Origin of the sequence: Caldisphaera lagunensis DSM 15908 (assembly GCF_000317795.1) — an archaeon.
GTDB classification, from domain to species: domain Archaea; phylum Thermoproteota; class Thermoprotei_A; order Sulfolobales; family Acidilobaceae; genus Caldisphaera; species Caldisphaera lagunensis.
In genome coordinates, this window is sequence record NC_019791.1 from 204,312 (window position 1) to 224,669 (window position 20,358).

Sequence of the window (20,358 nt, forward strand, 5' to 3'; positions counted from 1 at the left end):
TAAATCACCCTAAATTGAAATTAGAGGGATTTATATTATTAGGAACTGTCACGTTAAAATTTGATGGATACAAAATCTCCGCAATTAATTTTAAAGCAAGCGGGGCATATACTGATGGCTCATCAATAATGCTTTGATAATATCCACTTATAACATATACCCTATTGTTTTTAATCGCATTTATGTTTAAATAAGCGTTCCCTATGGAAGAGTTTAGCCATTGATATAAAGAGGTTTGATTGAAGTAATTGCTAACTATTATTATAACACTGGGATTTGCGTTTAGTAGTTCCTCTGGACTAATAACTGGCCAACCCGATATATTTGAAAAAATATTTCTTCCGTTAGCTAAACTTATTAAGCTATTAATAAAATTGTTTCCACCAGTTGCATAAGTTGGATTGATCCATCCTATAATAGTAACGTTTATTGGTTTAACATTAATTACTTTATTTGTTATGTTGAAAATTTCTGATGACATATTATAAACCAATATTGAGGCTTTATACCCGTTTCCAATAGCTTCTCCAGTCATCAAAACTGATTTATAGATATCTGATATAGAATTCATAGATGGAAGTAGCAATACAGGAATTCCATATTGATTCAAGATCTCAGATATATAATTATCATATCCCCACCCTTCACTTCCTATAACCAAATCAGGCCTTAATGCCAAAATTTGCTCTATATCAGCACCTGTATAAGTGCTACCTATGTCTGTAACAGTTTTGTTTTTGTATAGTTGAAAAATAGTGTTGTTATAAGGATAAGGTAAATAATAAATGCTATCGTTATCCACCCCCACTAAATACTTGCCATAGCCCAGAGCTAGAATATCAAGAGTTGATGAAGGATCAAGGCTCACAATTCTATGAGGTTGATATGGAATATATACTGTTTTATTCAACGCATCTACTATTAAAACAGGAAAGCTTGTTTCGATTTTTAAAACATTAATTTTTTCATTTAATGTTTTATTAATATTATTTACTTCATAGGCTAGATCATGCGAAACATTGTTTATACTAGAAATTGTCAAATTTAGATAATTATTTAATTTATTTTGTTGCAATAATAGTGAGGAATTCATTGAACTAATTGAAGATCTTAGTGATAGAATTTCGCTTGATAATGTTTTTATTTCATAAAATGAAATTAAAGAAATTGAAAAAAGAAATATCAAAAATAATACTAAAGATAAAGTAAACAATTTTCCTTGAGTCATTTTCTCACCTAAATGTCTAGTTCTGGATAGGGTATCCAGTCATATTTAAATTTATTAGAAATTCTGATCATGCCTTAAAAATTATTGATATTTTTTAATTATATTAATGGCTATTAGTTTATCAACATCTGGTTTATTTCCCGCAACTCCAATAGCACCTGAAAATCCTTTTAATTTAAATGGAATACCTCCTGGACTTACATTTAACCTTTCATTCCAGTTAATTCCAATAGTATAGCTAATATTTTCTTCTACTTCATCAGAAGGTTTGCTAAAAACGGCTGCTGTCCATGCTCTATCTCTAGATATTTCCAAAAATCCAGAGGGCGTGCCATCCATTCTATAAATTAAGTATGGCCATCCATACTCGTCTGTTATTGTAATAGCAACAGGATTTAATTTATTAGAAATAACATATTCCATTAATTCATTTGCTATTTCTCTCGATTGGGAAAGAATAGGTTCAACATTGATCTTTATATCATCTTCTATGTAAAAACTGCTTAAGCCCGCTTGAGATATTCTTTCATCATTTTCTGGAGATTCTCCGCTATGACCTATACCTCCTATTACCCTGTTATGAGAAATTAAAGGTACCGTTCCTGGAATTATGGTTAATCTTCCTTTATATTTAACATTTAATCTCCATATCTGACCAGATGTTATAACCTCAAGCTGTCTTGCTGAAAGCATAGTTGCCGCAGTCCATGCCTTATCAATAGCCAGATCGCATGTTAAAGGCAAAGCATTATCTCTTCTTTCAAATGCAATTAAATGTCCTCCCTTATCAACTACAGCATAGCTTCCTGGTAACATGTTATTATCTTGAGAAAATTTAATCATCCCATTTATTATTTTCCTTGCTAAATTTAAATTAAGAAAATCAGGTACTTCTTTCATCATGAAATCACCTTCCTACCAGTTGGACTATAATTGCTCTTTTCCTCAATCTTAAATCCAGTATTTTTAATCAATTCAACAACATATTTACCTATCATTGGCGAAGCACTAACACCGGCAGGGCCCAATAATATATTAATCCAATTTGGAACATATTCTGGGATATCAATAACAAAGTCGTGCCAACCAGTATCAGGATTTGTATAAGCCATAAATCCAGTAAAAGACTTTATAATGTGATTTTCAAAATTGATATCCGGGAACAACTTTTTTGCTACATTAATGTTATAGTCTACAGCATATTTTGTTACCTCATTATTGCTTCTATAAGTTAATTCCATATAAATACCAGACCTGAAGTTTCCATGAATAGTAGGTAATGCTGTAACCATATTTGGTGCTTCATTTCTTGGAAGGACGTGAACCTCATGATTAATCATTTTACCAATTTCTTCATCAAAATCGGTGATGGTTCCCTTCAATGGAACATATGAAAAATTTTTAGCCTTTACAAAATCAGCTATTCTATCAATATTAATTCCTGCCGCATTTATTACAAAAGAGGCTTTAATATTTCCATTATTTGTCTCAATAGAGAAACCTATGCCTTCTCTTCTTATCATCTTAACTTCTGTATTAAGCAAAAATTTAACACCATTATAATTAGCATTTTCAGCATATGCCTTCGCAACTTCTTTAGGATCAACTGTTGCTAAATTGGGATCATATAGTGCTCCTAGAATATCTTTGTTTATATAAGGCTCCATATCTAAAACTGTTTTCCTATCGATAAATTCTACGGGAGTAAAATCTTCTTTGGGTATATAATATGGTGCATCAGGTTTTGTTGATTGCTTAAATGATCTGGATTTGAGCTTAAGAAATTTTTGATAATCTACTTTATCTCTAATCAGCCAAATCCCACCAATTCTTTTAAATTTAAAATTTAAGTTTTTAGATAGCTTGGGCCATAGAGGTATGCTCTTTATATTTAGTTCAGCATGTAAAGTTCCTGGTCTAAATGATAGTGAATCGGCTCCTTGACATATAAGATTGTGATTTGTACTTGTTGTTTCTAATCCAACATCATTATTCTTTTCAATAACTGCTACATCTATATTGTATTTTGAGAGTTCCATTGCAACAGATAAACCAGCAATACCACCTCCTACGATAGCTATATCAACATACAATATATAACACCTTTTTAGATACAATTTTTCAATTGAGCATTTATCAATCTAAGATTATAAATTTTAATCCAACAAAGATAAATAATAGTTAATGACGTGAATTTCAGGCTTAAAAATATTTAAAGTATTGTAATAACATATTCTTATACAAAAAGATTACCTTTGTTTTTAAGTTCTTAATTCGGTGTAGTATAAAAATTTGTATAAATTAGGTGATAAATTATGGGTAAACCCATTAGATATGAATTAACTCTTGATAAGCTCTTTACTTCAACTTTAATAAGATCTCCTGAAAAAGAGATAGTTGATAGAGATGTAAAAAGATATACATATAAGGAATTTTTTGATAGAATTAAAAGATTATCCTCAGGATTAGAATCATTAAATTTAAATAAAGGTGCGAGAATTGGGGTTATCGAATGGAATACATCCCAATATCTAGAGATGTTCTTTGGTATTCCTCTGCAAGGTTCTATTTTACATACAATAAATCTAAGATTGTCTCCAGAGGAAATATTATATACAATAAAATATGCTGAAGATGAAGCATTAGTTTTTAGAGATGAATTTCTACCTCTTGTTGAAAAGATCGCTCCTTCTTTACAATTTGTAAAACATTGGATTATAATAAATGAAACAGGTTCTCTTCCAAGTACAAAATTAAAACCAGTTTACCATTACGATGATTTGATTAAGTTAGGGTCAACAAACTATGAGTTTAAGGCATTAAAAGAAGATGAAGATGCCTCAATATTCTTTACATCAGGAACAACTGGATTTCCAAAACCAGTAGTGCATTCTCATGGTGGCATGCTCGTTGAAGGTTTAAAAGCTGGAAGTCTTCATTTGAATTTAAATGAAGATGATGTATTTTTATGGTATTCTTCTCCTTCATGGATGATGTGGAATGTTACTTTATTTGGCCTTGTAAAAGGTGCAACTGTTGTTTATTATGATGGAAGCCCTATGATCAAAAACTTAACCCCACTTTGGGAAGTTGCAGAAAAAGAAAAATTAACAATCTTAGGTACAAGCGCCCCCTTCATTCATGGAGTTATGAAGGCTGGTTTAGATCCAAAGTCGCAATTTAATCTTAAATTATTAAAAGAATTGGGCTCAACTGGAGCCCCTCGATCACCGCAAGGATATGAATGGGTTTATAATCATGTTAAAGAAGATATTTGGCTGAATTCAGCAAGTGGAGGGACAGATATATGTTCAGGCTTTGTTGGAGGTTGTCCAATACTTCCAGTATATAAAGGAGAAACGCATGCAAATGGCTCGGCGTAAAGGTAGAGGCATATAATGTTGATGGAAAACCAGTATATAATGAAGTTAGAGAAATGGTAATAGAGTTACCAATGCCTTCTATGCCATTATATTTCTGGAACGATCCTGAATATAAATGGTATAAAGAAAGCTATTTTTCGATGTTTCCAAATGTTTGGTGGCAGGGAGATTGGATTATGATAAAAGATAATGGTAGCGCAATAATATTTGGCAGGTCTGATTCAACTATAAAAAGAAAGGGAGTAAGAATTGGAACTTTAGATATTTATAAAGTGGTTGAATCTTTACCAGAAATATTAAATAGTATGGCAGTAGAAGTTAAGGGGAATTTGATTTTATTTGTTGTTTTAAGGCCAAATGTTGTTTTGGATGAAAATCTTAAAAATAAAATAAATAGCGCATTAAAACAAAACCTTGGCCCATACTTTTTAGCAGATTATATAATCCAGGTAAATGATATCCCAACAACATTTAACTTCAAAAAGTTAGAAGTGCCTGTTAAGAAAATACTACTTGGCTGGGATTTAAAGAAAGCAGTTAACATAGAAACAGTAATTAATCCAGAGGCTCTATATCATTTAATTGATAAGGCAAAGCCAATTGCTGAAAAACTAAGTGAAAATATATAATTACGTTTCTTTTTTAAATTCTTTAGTTGCTTTAAACATTTCTCTTAATTCTCTCTTTAATATCTTACCAGATGGTGATTTTGGTAATGAATCAACAAATATTACATCTTTAGGAGCTTTAAAGTGGGCTAGATTATTTCTTGAATATTCAATTATTTCATTTTTTAGCTTATCACTCTTTTCATATCCATCCTTTAAAACAACTATTGCTGTAACCTTTTCAATCCATTTCTCATCTGGTAAACCAATAACTGCAACTTCTTTTACTGCTGGATGCTTATAAATAACTTCTTCAACTTCTCTTGATGAAACATTTTCTCCCCCAGTCTTTATCATATCTTTTTTCCTATCAACAACGTATAGGTAATGATCACTATCCCACATGCCTATATCACCGCTATGGAACCAACCATATGCAAAGGCTTCTAGCGTTTTTTCCTCATTCTTTAAATATCCTAGCATTGTATGAGGTCCTCTACCAACAATTTCACCTGGTTTATATGGTTCATTTATTATGTTACCGTTATCATCCATTAATTCTGTTATCATATTTAACAATTCCTTACCAGCGGTTCCTGGTTTCTTTTCATGATCTTCTGGCAACAAGGCTGTATGAGCAGGTGCTAGCTCAGTTTGTCCATAATAGTTAACGAATTTGGCATTTGGGAATTCTTTTCTCAACTTATTTAATATTTCAACTGGCATTATTGCTGCTCCATAATATATCTTTTCTATTGATGATAAGTCATACTTTTTAAAATCAGGATGGTTAATTATACCTATCCAAACTGTTGGAGGGGCAAACATGCTGTTTGCCTTATATTTTTCAATTGATTCCATTATTAATTGTATATCACCTTTAGGTAAAATAATGTTTGTCGCTCCAATCCAAATATATGGAACAAGAAACACATCTTTTTGAGCACAATGATATAAAGGTAAAGCATGTATAACAGCATCTCTGGACTCAAATCTACCAGATAATATTGAAGAAACATATTCTGATATCAAAGATTGATTTGTATGAATAACACCCTTTGGTAAGCTTTCTGTACCACTTGTATACATTATTGTTACTGGATCCCATATATTTAATATTTTATCAGGCTCTTTATCTGTGTAGGAATTAATTATATTTTTAAAATCAATAAACTTGTTATCTTTTATTTTATTCCTTTGGTTAATCCCAACATATTTTTTTACAAAATTAAACTCAGATAATACATCTTTTATTTGATCGTAAAAGGCATCATCTAATATATAAAACTTGGATTCGGAGTTATTAATCTGATAAACAACATCTTTTCCTGTTAACAAATAATTTATTGGAACTAAGACCCCTTTAGCTTTATATGTACCAAACATTGAAATAACAAAATAATCGCTATTAAATGAATGCAATGCAACTCTATCATAATCGTTTAATCCATTTTCTATTAAAAAATTCGCAAATCTATTAGAGAGGCTATCAAGCTCTTTATATGTGTACTTGCGCTCTTCTTTACCGTCAAAATAAATTAAACCATGTTTGTCTGGATATTTATGAGAAGTAAACTTAGGAAAATCAGCTATCACCCATCTCATTATTTTGTTAAACCTTTTCATTAATTTAATTGAATTCTCTTCACTTAATTCAGACAATAGGGATGATAATTCTTTATCTTTTGTTACATCCATTATCCCACCAATTTATAGTAGGTAAATGCTTATATAAAAGTATTTATACAGTTAGATAATGTTTTAACCTTAATAGTAAAAGTCCTCTGACATTTGAAAGATTAATTCATATTGTTAAATCAGGTCCAAGTAATTTACATTTCTTTTTTTTTTTTTAATATATTAAATTTATATATAGGAATTATCATTGTAAGGGGATATTGAAGGAACTTCTTTTGATATAACACGCATTATATCGTATCAACCTTTTATTGAGCCAAGCAATTAGTATATAATTATGAGATTGATGATTCTTTTGTTAAGATTAATTCAATATGTTGAGTTATAGGTTCTTATGTTAGAATCAAGCTATAAGATTTTCATACAAAGGATTTAACCAAAAATGTAATAAAAGAAAATTTATAATAAAATTTAGTATTAAAAATTGTACAAAAATATTGATTTAAGTTTGATTTTAATTTTACTAATTTATCATAATTATTGCGATTTATTTTGTTTATAATAAATTTAAATTTATATATTTAATATACATAAAGATATAAAATTTAAAAATAACATTTTTTATTCATGGCGGAAATATGATTAAGAGAAAACTGAGCGCATTAGATAAACATATGGATAGATTAAATTCATTAAATTCATCCCAAAATACAGGAAATCAGCTCGGAAAATATGAAATCCATGATGCAGCAAATTATGGATTTTATGGATCCGTATTAATGTTTTTAGGTTTTATTCCATTTATTGGTGGATTCCTTTTGTTTATAGGGTTTATTTTAATATTAATAGCATTAAATGATTTTTCAAAGATTTTTAATAATAAATATATATTTGAAAATGCTTTATATGCAGTTGTAGCAGGTATCATAATATCTATCTTAGTAATAACAGTGGCACCTTTAGGAATCTTTTCAGGCCATATAACTTCAACAATAATAGTTGTTTTCATATTAATATATATAGCATCTATTACTTCAGGATATTTTTATAGAAATGTATATTCATCATTAGCAGATAACATTAAAAATAACTTAGGCAATATCTCTAATGAAGAATTTCAAAAAGCATCTAGCTGGTATTGGTATGGTGGATTAACAACAATAATTTTGATTGGGGTCATATTTATTCTTATTGCTGACATTTATGCTCTTCTGGGTTATAGAGAACTTTCTAAAACATATTGATTTTCCTTATTAAATAGTATGGGGATATCAATAGAAACATTTTTGATATATTATTTTTTATTTATCATTGTTATAACTAATTTTAATTTTCATGATAGAATTCTCTTAGCTATTAACTAAATTAAAGTTGATAATTTAGTATTTTATCATAAAAATTGATATAAATTAAAAAATAAAGCATTATAAGAAAATATTAGAATTTATTACTTCTAAAGACTAAATCTTGCACCTTTAATGAGAATGTTCTTAATATACCATATCCGGGAGGGGAAGCCATCAAACTTTTTGAGTATTCTTCCATTCCAATCTTCCTTAATGCATCTTCATCTGCCCTTAATGCTATCTTGCTATTTGATAGGGTTAAGATTAAATCATTAAGATCCGTGGGCCTATGAGTTGCAAGTATTGTTCCAATACCTCTTACCCTACCCAATCTCATTATTTTATTTATTAACCTTTCAAGCGCTTCTTTACTCTCTTCTTCTCTTCCGCCTTGAGGAAAATATTCATGAGCTTCATCAAATATAAAAATAAAAGGTGTTTCTTTTCCATCGGTTTTATAATTATTATCAATAATATTAAATATTCTTTCAGCTATAATAAATGCAGTAGTTGTTGAGCTAAGAGTACCTCTCTCTAATGCAAAACGTAGATCTACAACAGTCTTTTTATTTATTAATTCCGAATATTTTGGTTCATCCAAATATAATTTGCCTTCTAATTTTATATCAAGTAATCCTGTATTTTCCAAACTTATTACAGATCTTAATATATTTTTTTCTGTAGATTCATGCAAGTTATAGCTATTTAAAAATTTTTTACACTCTTTCTCCCATGAATCAATATCTGTTTTACAATTCTGAGTTATAAGTTTAAAGAACTGTGCTCCTTGTTGTGAAAATATTGGCGTAACATCAGGTAACAAATAATAGGTATTTGCTAATCTGAAACCAGAAATTATTAAATGAAATTCTTTTTCACCATTACTTAATATAAAATGGGTATCATCTATTTTTTCCTTAATCCTATAATCATTAAGCCCACTTCTAAAAAGAAAGATATTAATTAATTCATTGACTTTTTTATTGTAATCTCTTGTTATAGGCAACAAAATATATCCTCCAATCTCAGCCATTGATTTTACATAGTCACCTTGAATATCAAAAACTATTAATGGTATTTTGCTATTAGCCATTATAATCTTTAACAAATTCGTCTTACCTGCACCTGTTGTACCAACAATTAGGATATGATGCCTAAGCATTTCATATGTGAGCTTAACAGGTACATCAATTTTTTTATATCCCTCCATTAAAGAACCTATTTCAATTCCATCGTCTAGAAGACCTAGCATTTCTCTTAGAAATTCTTGATTTGGTATAAATATTGGACTTTGGGGATCAATTGGAGATGATGGTGGTACTATATCATTTCCTACCTTTTCTGAAAGCAATTCAATAGTTAAAGATAGAGGTGTTGTTATTGCTGAAAAGTCCTCCATAGGTGATAAAGCTGGTATTTTTGATATAGCTAATATATCAGACCTTTCTACAGATTTAATCCTTCCCAATATTAATGTTTCAGAGATAGGGATTGAAATACCTATATAGGTTCCAACTAAAAATTTTTTATTTAAATAAACATCAAATGGTATATCAGCTTTTATTTCTTTATTCTCTGTTCCATGAGAAATTGGAGAAACCCTAGATACTAAACCAACAACTTCTCCATATTTTTTTGCTCTTTCTTTTGCTTTTTCAATTATTTCGTTTTCATTCATTCTTCCACCTCTAGAGAAGCTCTCTGATAATTTAACCAATCTTCATAATTAACACCAATCATGGATTTTGCATATATGAATGAAATTAAAAATGCGGATGCGCCCAGTTTCCTACTTAATTTGTCAGCTGATTCGATAAATGTTGGTATTCCTCTGTATGAAGAATGGTTTATTGCAGTTTTAACTCCTTTACAGAGCATTTCTTTATCAGGGCTTTCTACCCTAAAAACAGAATCTCTAACTTTGCAATAAACCATGTATCTCTTTAAGGATTTATTTGTAAGTTCTACCTTTTCTTCATAAATAGGTGATACATATATGATTTCATTTTTGCCTAGATACATTGTTATGACATCATCTGTTGCATTATCATTGAATTTCCATAAACCCCTTACTCTAGATAATTTTCTTGAATAATTTAACCTTTTCACAATACCAACTAAATTATCTGTTTTTCTATTTAAAATTAGTGTTTCATATGTTGACCTATAAGGCTCCCCAACCATAGGAAGATAAGGTCCGGGAAATACTGGACCATCAACTATCATTATATTGTTGGATGAATTTATTACATGATTTTCTAGATTAATCCTTAGTTCATCTAAAATGTTATCGTCTTTATATGATTCATCATATCTAAAACCGTTTATATTTTCAGTTATAACAAAACTTGATAGATAGCTAGATTTAATTTTATCAATAACTTCTCTATCTCCTTTTATAGCCATAAACGGGATTGATGCCTGCAAAGGTATCATAATATGTTTTCCATTATCATTTGCATATAATGAAGATATGTAGATATTTGCTCCTCTAACACTTAAAACTCTTGATGATGAATCTAAATATGAGAAGGTTTTAAAATCATCACAGTCCCATATTTTATCAACTTCATATATTTCTGAGGCTTCCGAATAATTTGAAAATTCTATACCCAAATAAGGTCTTTCTTTTGAAATTTCGGAAAGGATTGAAATTAGATCTTTAACGGCTTTATGAAATTCCATTATAAGACCACCTTTAAAGTCCAAATTAATTATATAATTATAAAAACTAATATTTTTATACGAAAACAATTTTTAAGTATAATAATTATAAATTTTATCTAAACTTACCGGAAGTATGTCTAGTAATAAAATTGATAAAGGATTATGCACGCTCTTAAAGTGAAAGATAAAAAACATATAAAACATGTGTATATGTATTAGTGTTAACTCCCCGGTTAACAATATAGAACTAATAAAAGATATATAAAGAATTTTTATAAATTCATGATTGTATTTTTATTTGATGTTATCAAAGATTGTGAGGATTCATAATTGCTATATTGTCATGATTTTTATATCACAAATTGTTATTTAATATTGTTAAATCAAAACAATATTTCCATAAAATCCGATTACTATTTCCATTTAGCTTAATTTTTCCTATTTACTAAAATCGATTTGTTTATATATAGCTAATATAGAAATTTAGCATATATCTATTTAACAAAAATTTAATCGTTTTATAGATATTCTATTCATTACTTATATCCTTAATATAAAATTAAAAAATTTAATCGTTTTTCTTAATTTTTGATGGCCACCATGCATATTTTCCTAATAAATATGCTATTGAGGGAGTGAAAAGAAAAGATGCCATTAGTCCAGCTATAATTACTCCGCTCATCAATGCTATCCCCATACCTCTAAAACCTGGTGCAGAAAAAGCGAGCAAACCTGAAAAAGCACCACCCATTATTACTGATAATCCTATTACTAAAACACTCATTCTACTCATAGCATTTGATACTGCTTCCTTTACATCAACTTTTTCACTCTCTTCTCTTATCCTATTTATTATAAAGCTGTTATAGTCCATACCAACACCTAAAATTGCGGTAAAAACAACTATTGGTAAATACCAAGGTAATGTAATACCAGAAAAGCGATATAATTCAATAGCTATTGTGCTTCCAAATATTGCTGAAAATACAACACTTCCTAGCGCAGCTAAAGACATTGGAACACTACCGAAGAATATTAAGAGAACAATAAACATCAATATTATTGCTATTGGATAAACTAAATGATAAAAGCTATGGTATACAATGTTTTTGAGATCTAAATTTATTGCAGCTTCTCCTCCAACCATAGCTTGGCTTGATATATTTTTAGATATTTCTCTTATAGTATTTTTACATGAAATTGCACTGCTACCTAGTGGATAAACTGAGAGAGTAACCTGCAAAATGGGCTCCGTTTTATTTAATAGCTGAGTAGATTGAACACAGCTTAGCTTATATATTGACTGATTAATTTCATTTAATATTGTTGTATTAGGTGCAATTATATAATCAGGATATATTATACCAGATGCATAATTATTAGTTAAGTAATGAAGTGCATCAACAGCTTGGGAATTTTGAGGCATCATCAATGTAAAGTCATAGCTACCCTTGAATGTTGTATAAACATATAATGATGGTATTAATAAAATTACAACTATTGCTAAAATTATTGCAGACCTTTCAGCAATTTTCCTTGATCTTCCATATTTACGATCATTATTTTTATAATCAATTTGTTTCTTCTTTATATTTGATGGCCACCAAACAATTCTGTTGCCACCTATTATTGATAGTAATGATGGTATAACAGTTAAGCTGATTATCATAATAATTATTATCGATATTGGTACCGCTTCTCCCAGACTTGCCAAAAATGGAAAGTCTGTTGCTAGAGACATTGACCCAAAACCTATAGCAGCAGTCAATGCTCCAGTAATTACAGCCTTCCAGCTTCTTTTTATTGCATTTTCAGCTGCTATTTTTGAATTACCAGTTTTTATAAATTCTTCCCTAAATCTTCTTGATATTAAACTTGAATAATCTATACCTAATCCTAGGCCTGCCAAATACATTAATGTTCTGCTTATTGAATTTAGTGATAAAATGCCATGCGATGTCAATAGATAACCGATGCCCAATACAATGATTAATCCTAGGCCTATGCCTGTAAAGGGAATTGCTATTGCAACTATGCTTTCCAATACTATTGCTAAAATTATTACAACAAGTAATGTACTAATAAAGTCGCTTTGGCTTATGCTCTTGATTGATGAATTTTGAAGTTGGTAATTAAGTATGAGAGTGCCTGTCAATAATATACTTGCATTTCCAAAACCTTTTGATCTTAAATCATTACTCAAATTTTTCTCCATTTTTAATGCTTGGGAATATGAAAGGTTGTTTGATAAAAATACTGCAAACCCATCTAAGTTATTCTGAATTAATAACCCTTTAATTTTGTTTATAACTTTATTATAAGTCTTATTAAACAAGATTTGGGTTATATTAATGACTTCATTATTAAAACTTGATATATTTGTTATAACATTGATTGTAGATGATGTTAAAATTGGGGTAATATTATTTGTAAATCCCATTTTTAAAAGTGTACTATTTAATAAATAAGGCATTTCTTTAATTAATGAAGAGTAATTGTAAATTGGCATTGAATAATTTAACTCATTAATTAATAACCTTAACTTGCTGTTATTAATACTTTGGTTTATAAGAGATAAAGATAAATAATATGGATTTTCACCTCTTATCAATTTGATAGCTATATCAGGATTAGTATTGCTTATGTTGGATATTAATTCTGCAGAAACTACTTCTGTTTTCGTTATATTGTTATATAATATTAATGAGACGTTTGGATCATATTCCAACAAAATTTTTCGGTATATATATTGATATTAATTTGGAATAATTTTGATAAGATGATGGCAAATAATACAGAATCGTCTTTGCTGCATAAATTGATGCGATCTCTGCATTAAAGCTATCATTAGATATAAATGATGAAAGGCCGATTGCAATTTCTCTTGGTAGCCTTTGAGATAAAATATCATATGTTGTTTGTTGAACAATGGAACCTAATTTACTATTATTAAAACCTGTTATGGCATATTGCATTCCTATACCATTAATTATAGTAGATTCTTCCTCATTTTCTATAGGTATAAATGATAAAATTTCTTTAAATGTTTCAATACTAGAATAGTTTGATATACTATTTAGCATATAATATAGCTTGTATTGGTTCTGTAAAGTTAAATTGTTTATAATAAAGTTTATTGGATATTTGGATGAAATGTTGTAAAATTCATTGCCATATGTTTTTAGTAAAGGAACAGCGCTTAATTCATTGCTACTGTTTAATTCATTATAAATAACTTGGTATGTGAAATTATTGGCCATCATATTATTAAATGCCTTTGGTCCACCATTTAACAAAACATACTTAAATAATGCCTCTATTAATAAGGGTGAAGGTGATGATATGTTATTTATATATGGTGAATTTTCTAAAACTATTAGTATATCTTGTTTTGTTAAGTTCATTGTTTCATAGGCATTTGTTTTGTTGTACAACGCATATTCAGATCTCAATGCATTGAAATATATTTGCTCATATAATGATGAAATAGTTTTTGTATTATTTCCATAAAGAATAAGGGTTGATATGATTTCGGAATATGCTTTACTAAGATTTTCACCTGTTTGATAATAGTTGTAATAAATATAATCAGAATTTCTTATTAATGATGAAATTTGCAATATACTATCTTTTAATGAATTAAGTTTTTCAGTTAAGTTAATAGTTTCATTCCAAAGGTTCTTTATCCCATTAGATATTTGTATACTAGTATTTAACAAAAAACTTGAGCTATTTTCAATATCGTTATATGTTGTGTTAAGTATTTTAAGAAAGCTCTCACCTCTTATATTAATACCTTTTAGTTTATAATATGTTTCTATGTTTATTGGCACACCTGAAATCAAATAAATAACGTTGCTTTGGTTGCTTGAATTGCTTTCTTTATTAACAATATTCATTACCTCAATACTTTCAACATTTTTAGGCAGCATTGATGATTCATTTGTTGATACAACGCTATTAATTTTTGCCATAAATGGGAAAAATATAACTGCCAAAATTAAAGCAACTATTATAATTATATATGCATTCTTTCTATTTTTGCTATACATATTGATCCCTGTTAGTTGATATATAAAATAGATTTTAAATCTTTATTTGAAAATAAATAATAAACAATATTCTATTTTATAAATAAAAAAATTAAACGAAACTAATAAATGGGCATAAATCTATGACTTTCTCCATACTCTAAAAGGTCACGATCCTCTTAGGACTTTTCATATTCCTTTCATTGATTCTGATCAATCAGGCATCTTAATAACAAGTATGCAGAGAATTAAACCTACTTTTTCTACTCTAACGAAGGTGTTTTTAATTGTTGTTGGCCACCTACTATTTATTAATCTTCCTCAATAGAGTGTAGGGCAAAAGTCTTTAGCATCACTCAAAGAATATCACTATTCAAATAAAAATTATAAAAATGAATAAGCATTCTTTATTACTAGAACATGCTTATTATAAATTAATATTATTAAAAATAATTAAATTAAAAATGATTTATTAATTCTTCAACAGGTATATAATCATAATCAAATCCAAAATGTCTAGGTCCAAATATTTCTAATCCTTTCTTAGTCCTCCAAATTTCTGGGGCTCTTATGGAAACTATATTTACAACGATACCTTTTTCTATTTCATAATTTAATAAAGGTGTTCCATCATCTCTAGCAAATATAATGAGATCTGGTGGAAATACGGCAGGTTTATCATTTACTTTTAATAATATATGCTCATTTTTAATCCAGCTTTTTGCGATTATTTCTTTATTTTTAAATTGGCCTTTAACTGTTACTTCTCCTATAAGGAAACCTTCCTTTTCTTCTAAGTGATAATCTGTTATTTCTCCTCTCAAAATTTTGAAGCCATTTGTTAGCTTTACAACTTCATCTATGGGATCAAGTTTTTTATTTTTTGCCTCATATATTTTTTCGCCTATTTTTATTGATAGTGAAATAGTCTTTCTTACTATTGATTTTTTTGTCTCAATCGATGATAATGGTGTATCTATTACAAACGCAGAATTATCACCTGCTACAGATATTTGTCTTGCTATATGTTCATAATGGGAAGTATTGGCATATTTCTTTACTATAACAAGATCTCCATCATTTGTAGATATGACAGATGGATATAAAGGATATCCCATAACATTGGCTGTTGACTGGTCAAGCTCAGGTGCAGCTCTTCCAATAAAATCCCCATCAATAACTGGAACTCCAAGTCTAGAAGCTATGTAAAAAACAATGGGTGTATTCCCTCCACCTATTTCCGATGCTGCAAGAGCAGAGATCTTCTTTCCAACAATGCTTTCTAAGGTATTAACGGTTTCAATAATTATATCTTCACTAAAATCTTTTTCTTTTGATGAAACACTACCAACAAAATATGGTACACCTATAATTGTATTTTCTGGTAGGTCTTCAACATCTATTATTTCTATTGGACCATGATCTAAGGCCTTGGAAAGCATTTTTAATCCTTGATTAGGATTTCCACCACCACCAGTTGCTAAAAAACTTGCACCCAAAACTAGTTTTTTTGCATCTTCTATATTCGATAATTTTAACATGTTATTCACCCAACAATAAGTGAGTTTATAATGGTTTTTAAATCTTCATGTACAAAGTTTCCATTTTCTATTAATTTAGTTGTATCAACCCATACTGTTGGATATAGGGAAATTCCATCCGAATGAGATATCGCCGATCCTAGTTTTCCTTTAAATGTTTGTGATTGATTGCCTAAACCCCATTCAACTGCTCCAAATATTCTTTCATCTTCCAATATGTTTCCTGTAAGCTTTGCACCAGGATTAACCCCATAAGAAATATGAGCAACTCTAAACATATTCCTGTCATTTAAAGATTTCAGCCATCTTTCATATATTTTAGCTTCATATCCTCCTTCAATTTCCTTTATATATCCCTTTTCTAGATGTAATTTGATTGGCGATTTTAATAAACCTAAACTTTCGGGAGGCCACACCGATCCATCAAAAACTATTGTACCCTCAATACTATCTTCTATTGGAGCCCAATCAACTTGACCTAGTAACATATACTCTCCTGGGCCATTAACTTCTCCTTCTACTAAAACAGGCCTTTCTGGATCGTTAGAAAAAGTTACTTCCATACCATTGGGATTTGTTATTCTCATTTTGGACGATTTTTTAGTAATCTCTGCTAACTTGTTTTGTAATTCAAAAATCTTTTTTATATCAACTCTTCCTATAGTTCTAACCATCATATCTGAGTCCATTCCAACAAGACACATATATCTGGTTTTTCCATTAGATATCGCTTTTTCATATACCTTTGAATATAGCAGCCAAGATTTATTGAATTCAATCCATACATCAGGAGATTCCATTAATGATGATAGACTACTTACAGGTATATATTTTTCAGCAGCATGGCCTACTTCTGGTGGACTTTCAAAAACAACTATTAAAGGTTTACCTGACAATAATTTAACTGCTTTAGCTGTTTCATTAACAACATTCATATCAGATCTTGTATCAGCTGTTATTATTACTTCTTCTCCAGGTTCAACTTTTAATATATCCTTAACAAGCTTATATGCTGAAAAAGATACTTCAATACTTAGTTTTGATAGTTCTGCAGTCACTTAGCTTTTCACCCACCATGGATAGAATGAATCTCCAGCCCCTCCCCCCCAATCAAGCGGATTTTCTTGTAACGCAATATTGTTCTGATATGGATGTATATATGGCTTCACTATCCAAAATCCTCCCTGTATATATAAATATACATACATATATAAGTTAACAGCTTGTTGTTCAGCCTCCTTAAATAGCAATGATGCATTTGGATATCCATTAAATTCGGCTTGATCGGCTTCTTGTATTAAGATATTTAATTTTTGATCAGCTATACTTTCATTATATATAAGAGCTCCCAAGTTTATTTCGCCAGTTGAATTTAGATAAGAGCTTACGTTTTCAAAATAGGATGGGTTAAAGCTATCAGCGTATGTAGCCCAACCACTTGATTGATACAAACCATAAAATACATCATCAGGTCTAGCATAATCTGGAATCCATGCTACAAAGTAAATTGGCATTGGGTTATATCCAGGAGACATATATGCATTCATTAAACTCCATGGAATATAAGTCGGTATTATATTAATATTAGGATCTATGTTGTGCAATGCCTGGGACCACATTAAAACAGCGGTATATATCTGAGTATCTCCTGCCTGAATAAATACAGGGAAGTTAACGCTTACGTTATACATTCCAGATTTTATTAGCAATTCTTTGGCATATGTTAAGTTAAACGTTGGACAACCAGATAACTCAGATGGTGGAACATAATAAAGATAACCAGGCAGAATACCACCGCAATAAGGAATACCAAAAGTTACATGATATATTGAATTTCCTAAAATATCATTGATAAATTCAGTATAGTTAAAAGCATAAGCATATGCCTCTCTAACTAATGGATTTGCAAAATAATAAGATGGCATATTATATAATGGATTAATTTGTTTTAGCATTTGTACATTTACATTAGGATTAAAGGCAAAAACCCAATTTGTTAATGTCGGGAATTGATATATAACTGCCTGCCCTTTGCTTTCCAGGCTTAAAAACGATGGAATATATTGTGGAGGCATATTAGATACAATATCTGCCTGACCTGATGCGAACATCTCATAAGCAGTATTTGGATCCTTTACCCAATATATTATAACAGTGTTATTTGGTTTTGGTATATTTGGTAATCCTGGATAATACGGATTTGGAACTAATACAATACTTTCTCCGGGAGCATATGATTTTATCATATATGGACCTGAAGATATTGGATCCCATTGAACTTGTGTATTATAATTACCTAAATTACATTCACTCTCATAGTTGTAAAATCCTTGAGGTGTAAAGTTTATGCCAGCACCTACTTGCTCAAGCCATTTTGCATCTAAAATTCCTTGTCCCTCAATATCACCTAACGCAACGTAAAATATTGTAGGAGGTGCCGATTTTACTAAATGAAATGTAACAGTATTTGTCTGATTATCATAAGTTATTGCATTCATTATTTCATTAAATCCTTCAGTATCGTTGGGAGACGTCACAATAGACAAGCCTGGAGTATAATTTGGAATTAGGAATTGAGCTAAAATCCAGCCTGGAGTAAATGGGGTCCCTCCTGCACACAACAAATCTCTTACTTCACTATACCATACATCATACGCAGTTAAATTATCCCCATTACTAAATTTAAGATTTGGCCTTATTTTAAAGGTATAAACAGAGTAATTTGGTGCAATACCCCCATAAAGATTTCTTTGTGACCAATTACCAACTGTTGGTAAATATTCAGCTGCCATTGGTAAGAAGGAAGTCATATTATTTCCATTATATGTTACTAAAGTAGAAAATATATTATACATGATTTCGGCTCCAACACTTTCATAGTCAATTTGTGGATCAAAACTAAATGGTCCACCTGGCTGGTTTTCTGCAACAATTATTGTACCGGGATTTGGAACTTGAATTAATGGTTTAAATATAGAGTAAGGATATTGTGAAGATTGTACAGCTATGGTTTGGATTGTTGTATAATTATAAGTACCATTAGTATAAATGTTTTTAGTAACAATAGTTAATGAGATCGCATACAATCCTTGTTTATTGTATGATATCTTAATCGGATTAACTTTTGGTTCTATATAAGTCAGATTCCCGGATCCTATTTTTATTACTTGCAAAGCATACTCTGTTGAGTTTATAGCTGGTATAGTTATTGAGGTTCCATTACCAAAGTTCCATATATATTCATATATTGTCATATTTTGACCATATGGTGGTTGTAAGAAACCTCCTATCAAATATATCTTCTCTCCTACTGTAAATATTGGTGCTGTTGGATTATCTGTTGTATTAAATGTTATAACTGGAACAGAAACTAATCCAGACAATGAAGAAGGTATATTAGGTGCAACGGTTATTTCTATCAGATTTGTTGAAGAAGAGCCTATCAACATACCATTTTGATATACTTCATAATAAACCAAATAATGTCCAGGATATGTATAATTAACACTTTCATATTGGCTTGTTGTATTAATAACAGTTCCATTACCTGCATAGAATAATGCATATCTATTGCTTGATGGAGTAAATGATGATAATACAAAATTAATTGGTGTTCCTGCTACTGTTGTATAGCTTGATGGAGCTACAGGACTTAATACTGTCACAGAAATAGGGGAGCTAGTAGTAGTAGAACTTGTTGTAGTTGTAGTAGTGGAAATAGTAGAACTTGTTGTAGTTGTAGTAGTGGAAATAGTAGAACTTGTTGTAGTTACTACAGAAGGTTTTTTGATTGCATAATAAACTCCTACTAAAGCAACAATTATTATAATAATTACTATAGCAGCAACAACACCTTTTGAAATAGACCTAAAATTCCCAATCAATACACACCCACCTTTTTCCTTTTTCATTTGTT

General features: G+C 29.8%; 14 protein-coding genes. 3 read left to right on the top strand and 11 right to left on the bottom strand.

Annotation, left to right across the window (positions count from 1 at the left end):
- Positions 1-4: 4 nt before the first annotated feature.
- From CALAG_RS00920 to CALAG_RS00930, 3 genes are all read right to left on the bottom strand, one after another.
- A complete protein-coding gene (locus CALAG_RS00920; RefSeq protein ID WP_015231872.1) occupies positions 5-1,228 on the bottom strand; it encodes an ABC transporter substrate-binding protein in 1,224 nt (407 codons plus the stop codon).
- 81 nt (positions 1,229-1,309) lie between these two features.
- Positions 1,310-2,128 (bottom strand): GlcG/HbpS family heme-binding protein, encoded by an 819-nt coding sequence (locus tag CALAG_RS00925; protein ID WP_157463137.1) that lies wholly within the window; start codon positions 2,126-2,128, stop codon positions 1,310-1,312.
- Complete coding sequence (locus CALAG_RS00930) at positions 2,128-3,321, bottom strand: NAD(P)/FAD-dependent oxidoreductase (protein ID WP_015231874.1); 1,194 nt, start codon at positions 3,319-3,321, stop codon at positions 2,128-2,130. Before CALAG_RS00930 ends, CALAG_RS00925 begins: the two co-directional genes overlap by 1 nt.
- Positions 3,322-3,543: 222 nt before the next feature.
- On the opposite strand from CALAG_RS00930, the gene CALAG_RS07725 reads away from it, so the two are divergent.
- Positions 3,544-4,611: an AMP-binding protein gene (locus tag CALAG_RS07725; RefSeq protein ID WP_052306671.1), complete on the top strand. Its 1,068-nt coding sequence runs from the start codon at positions 3,544-3,546 to the stop codon at positions 4,609-4,611.
- Between the two features lie 53 nt (positions 4,612-4,664).
- Complete coding sequence (locus CALAG_RS07730; RefSeq protein WP_052306672.1) at positions 4,665-5,240, top strand: AMP-binding enzyme; 576 nt, start codon at positions 4,665-4,667, stop codon at positions 5,238-5,240.
- Here CALAG_RS07730 and CALAG_RS00940 read toward each other — a convergent pair whose 3' ends face one another.
- Positions 5,241-6,917, bottom strand: a complete 1,677-nt coding sequence (locus CALAG_RS00940; protein ID WP_015231875.1) for a fatty acyl-CoA synthetase — start codon at positions 6,915-6,917, stop codon at positions 5,241-5,243. It abuts the gene before it with no gap.
- Between the two features lie 578 nt (positions 6,918-7,495).
- Between CALAG_RS00940 and CALAG_RS07735 the strand changes: the two genes are divergently transcribed.
- Positions 7,496-8,101 (top strand): DUF996 domain-containing protein, encoded by a 606-nt coding sequence (locus CALAG_RS07735; protein ID WP_015231876.1) that lies wholly within the window; start codon positions 7,496-7,498, stop codon positions 8,099-8,101.
- Positions 8,102-8,294: 193 nt separating this feature from the next.
- On the opposite strand, the gene CALAG_RS00950 is transcribed toward CALAG_RS07735, so the two are convergent.
- The 7 genes from CALAG_RS00950 to CALAG_RS00980 all read right to left on the bottom strand — a co-directional run bounded on the left by CALAG_RS00950 (position 8,295) and on the right by CALAG_RS00980 (position 20,353).
- Complete coding sequence (locus CALAG_RS00950) at positions 8,295-9,881, bottom strand: ATP-binding protein (protein ID WP_015231877.1); 1,587 nt, start codon at positions 9,879-9,881, stop codon at positions 8,295-8,297.
- The gene (locus CALAG_RS00955) at positions 9,878-10,888 is read right to left on the bottom strand and encodes a DNA double-strand break repair nuclease NurA (RefSeq protein ID WP_015231878.1); all 1,011 of its coding nucleotides are present in this window, start codon (positions 10,886-10,888) and stop codon (positions 9,878-9,880) included. Before CALAG_RS00955 ends, CALAG_RS00950 begins: the two co-directional genes overlap by 4 nt.
- A 550-nt stretch (positions 10,889-11,438) precedes the next feature.
- Positions 11,439-13,598, bottom strand: coding sequence for an MMPL family transporter (locus CALAG_RS00960; protein WP_015231879.1), 2,160 nt, complete (start codon positions 13,596-13,598; stop codon positions 11,439-11,441).
- The gene (locus CALAG_RS00965) at positions 13,588-14,922 is read right to left on the bottom strand and encodes a hypothetical protein (protein WP_015231880.1); all 1,335 of its coding nucleotides are present in this window, start codon (positions 14,920-14,922) and stop codon (positions 13,588-13,590) included. The genes CALAG_RS00960 and CALAG_RS00965 overlap by 11 nt, the downstream gene beginning before the upstream one ends.
- Positions 14,923-15,359: 437 nt before the next feature.
- Positions 15,360-16,442 (bottom strand): S-methyl thiohydantoin desulfurase family protein, encoded by a 1,083-nt coding sequence (locus CALAG_RS00970; RefSeq protein WP_048816647.1) that lies wholly within the window; start codon positions 16,440-16,442, stop codon positions 15,360-15,362.
- Between the two features lie 5 nt (positions 16,443-16,447).
- Positions 16,448-17,500 carry an aminopeptidase gene (locus tag CALAG_RS00975; protein WP_015231882.1) on the bottom strand — a complete coding sequence of 351 codons (1,053 nt, stop codon included), beginning with the start codon at positions 17,498-17,500 and terminating at the stop codon, positions 16,448-16,450.
- Positions 17,501-20,353, bottom strand: a complete 2,853-nt coding sequence (locus tag CALAG_RS00980; protein WP_048816648.1) for an ABC transporter substrate-binding protein — start codon at positions 20,351-20,353, stop codon at positions 17,501-17,503.
- Between the last annotated feature and the right edge of the window lie 5 nt (positions 20,354-20,358).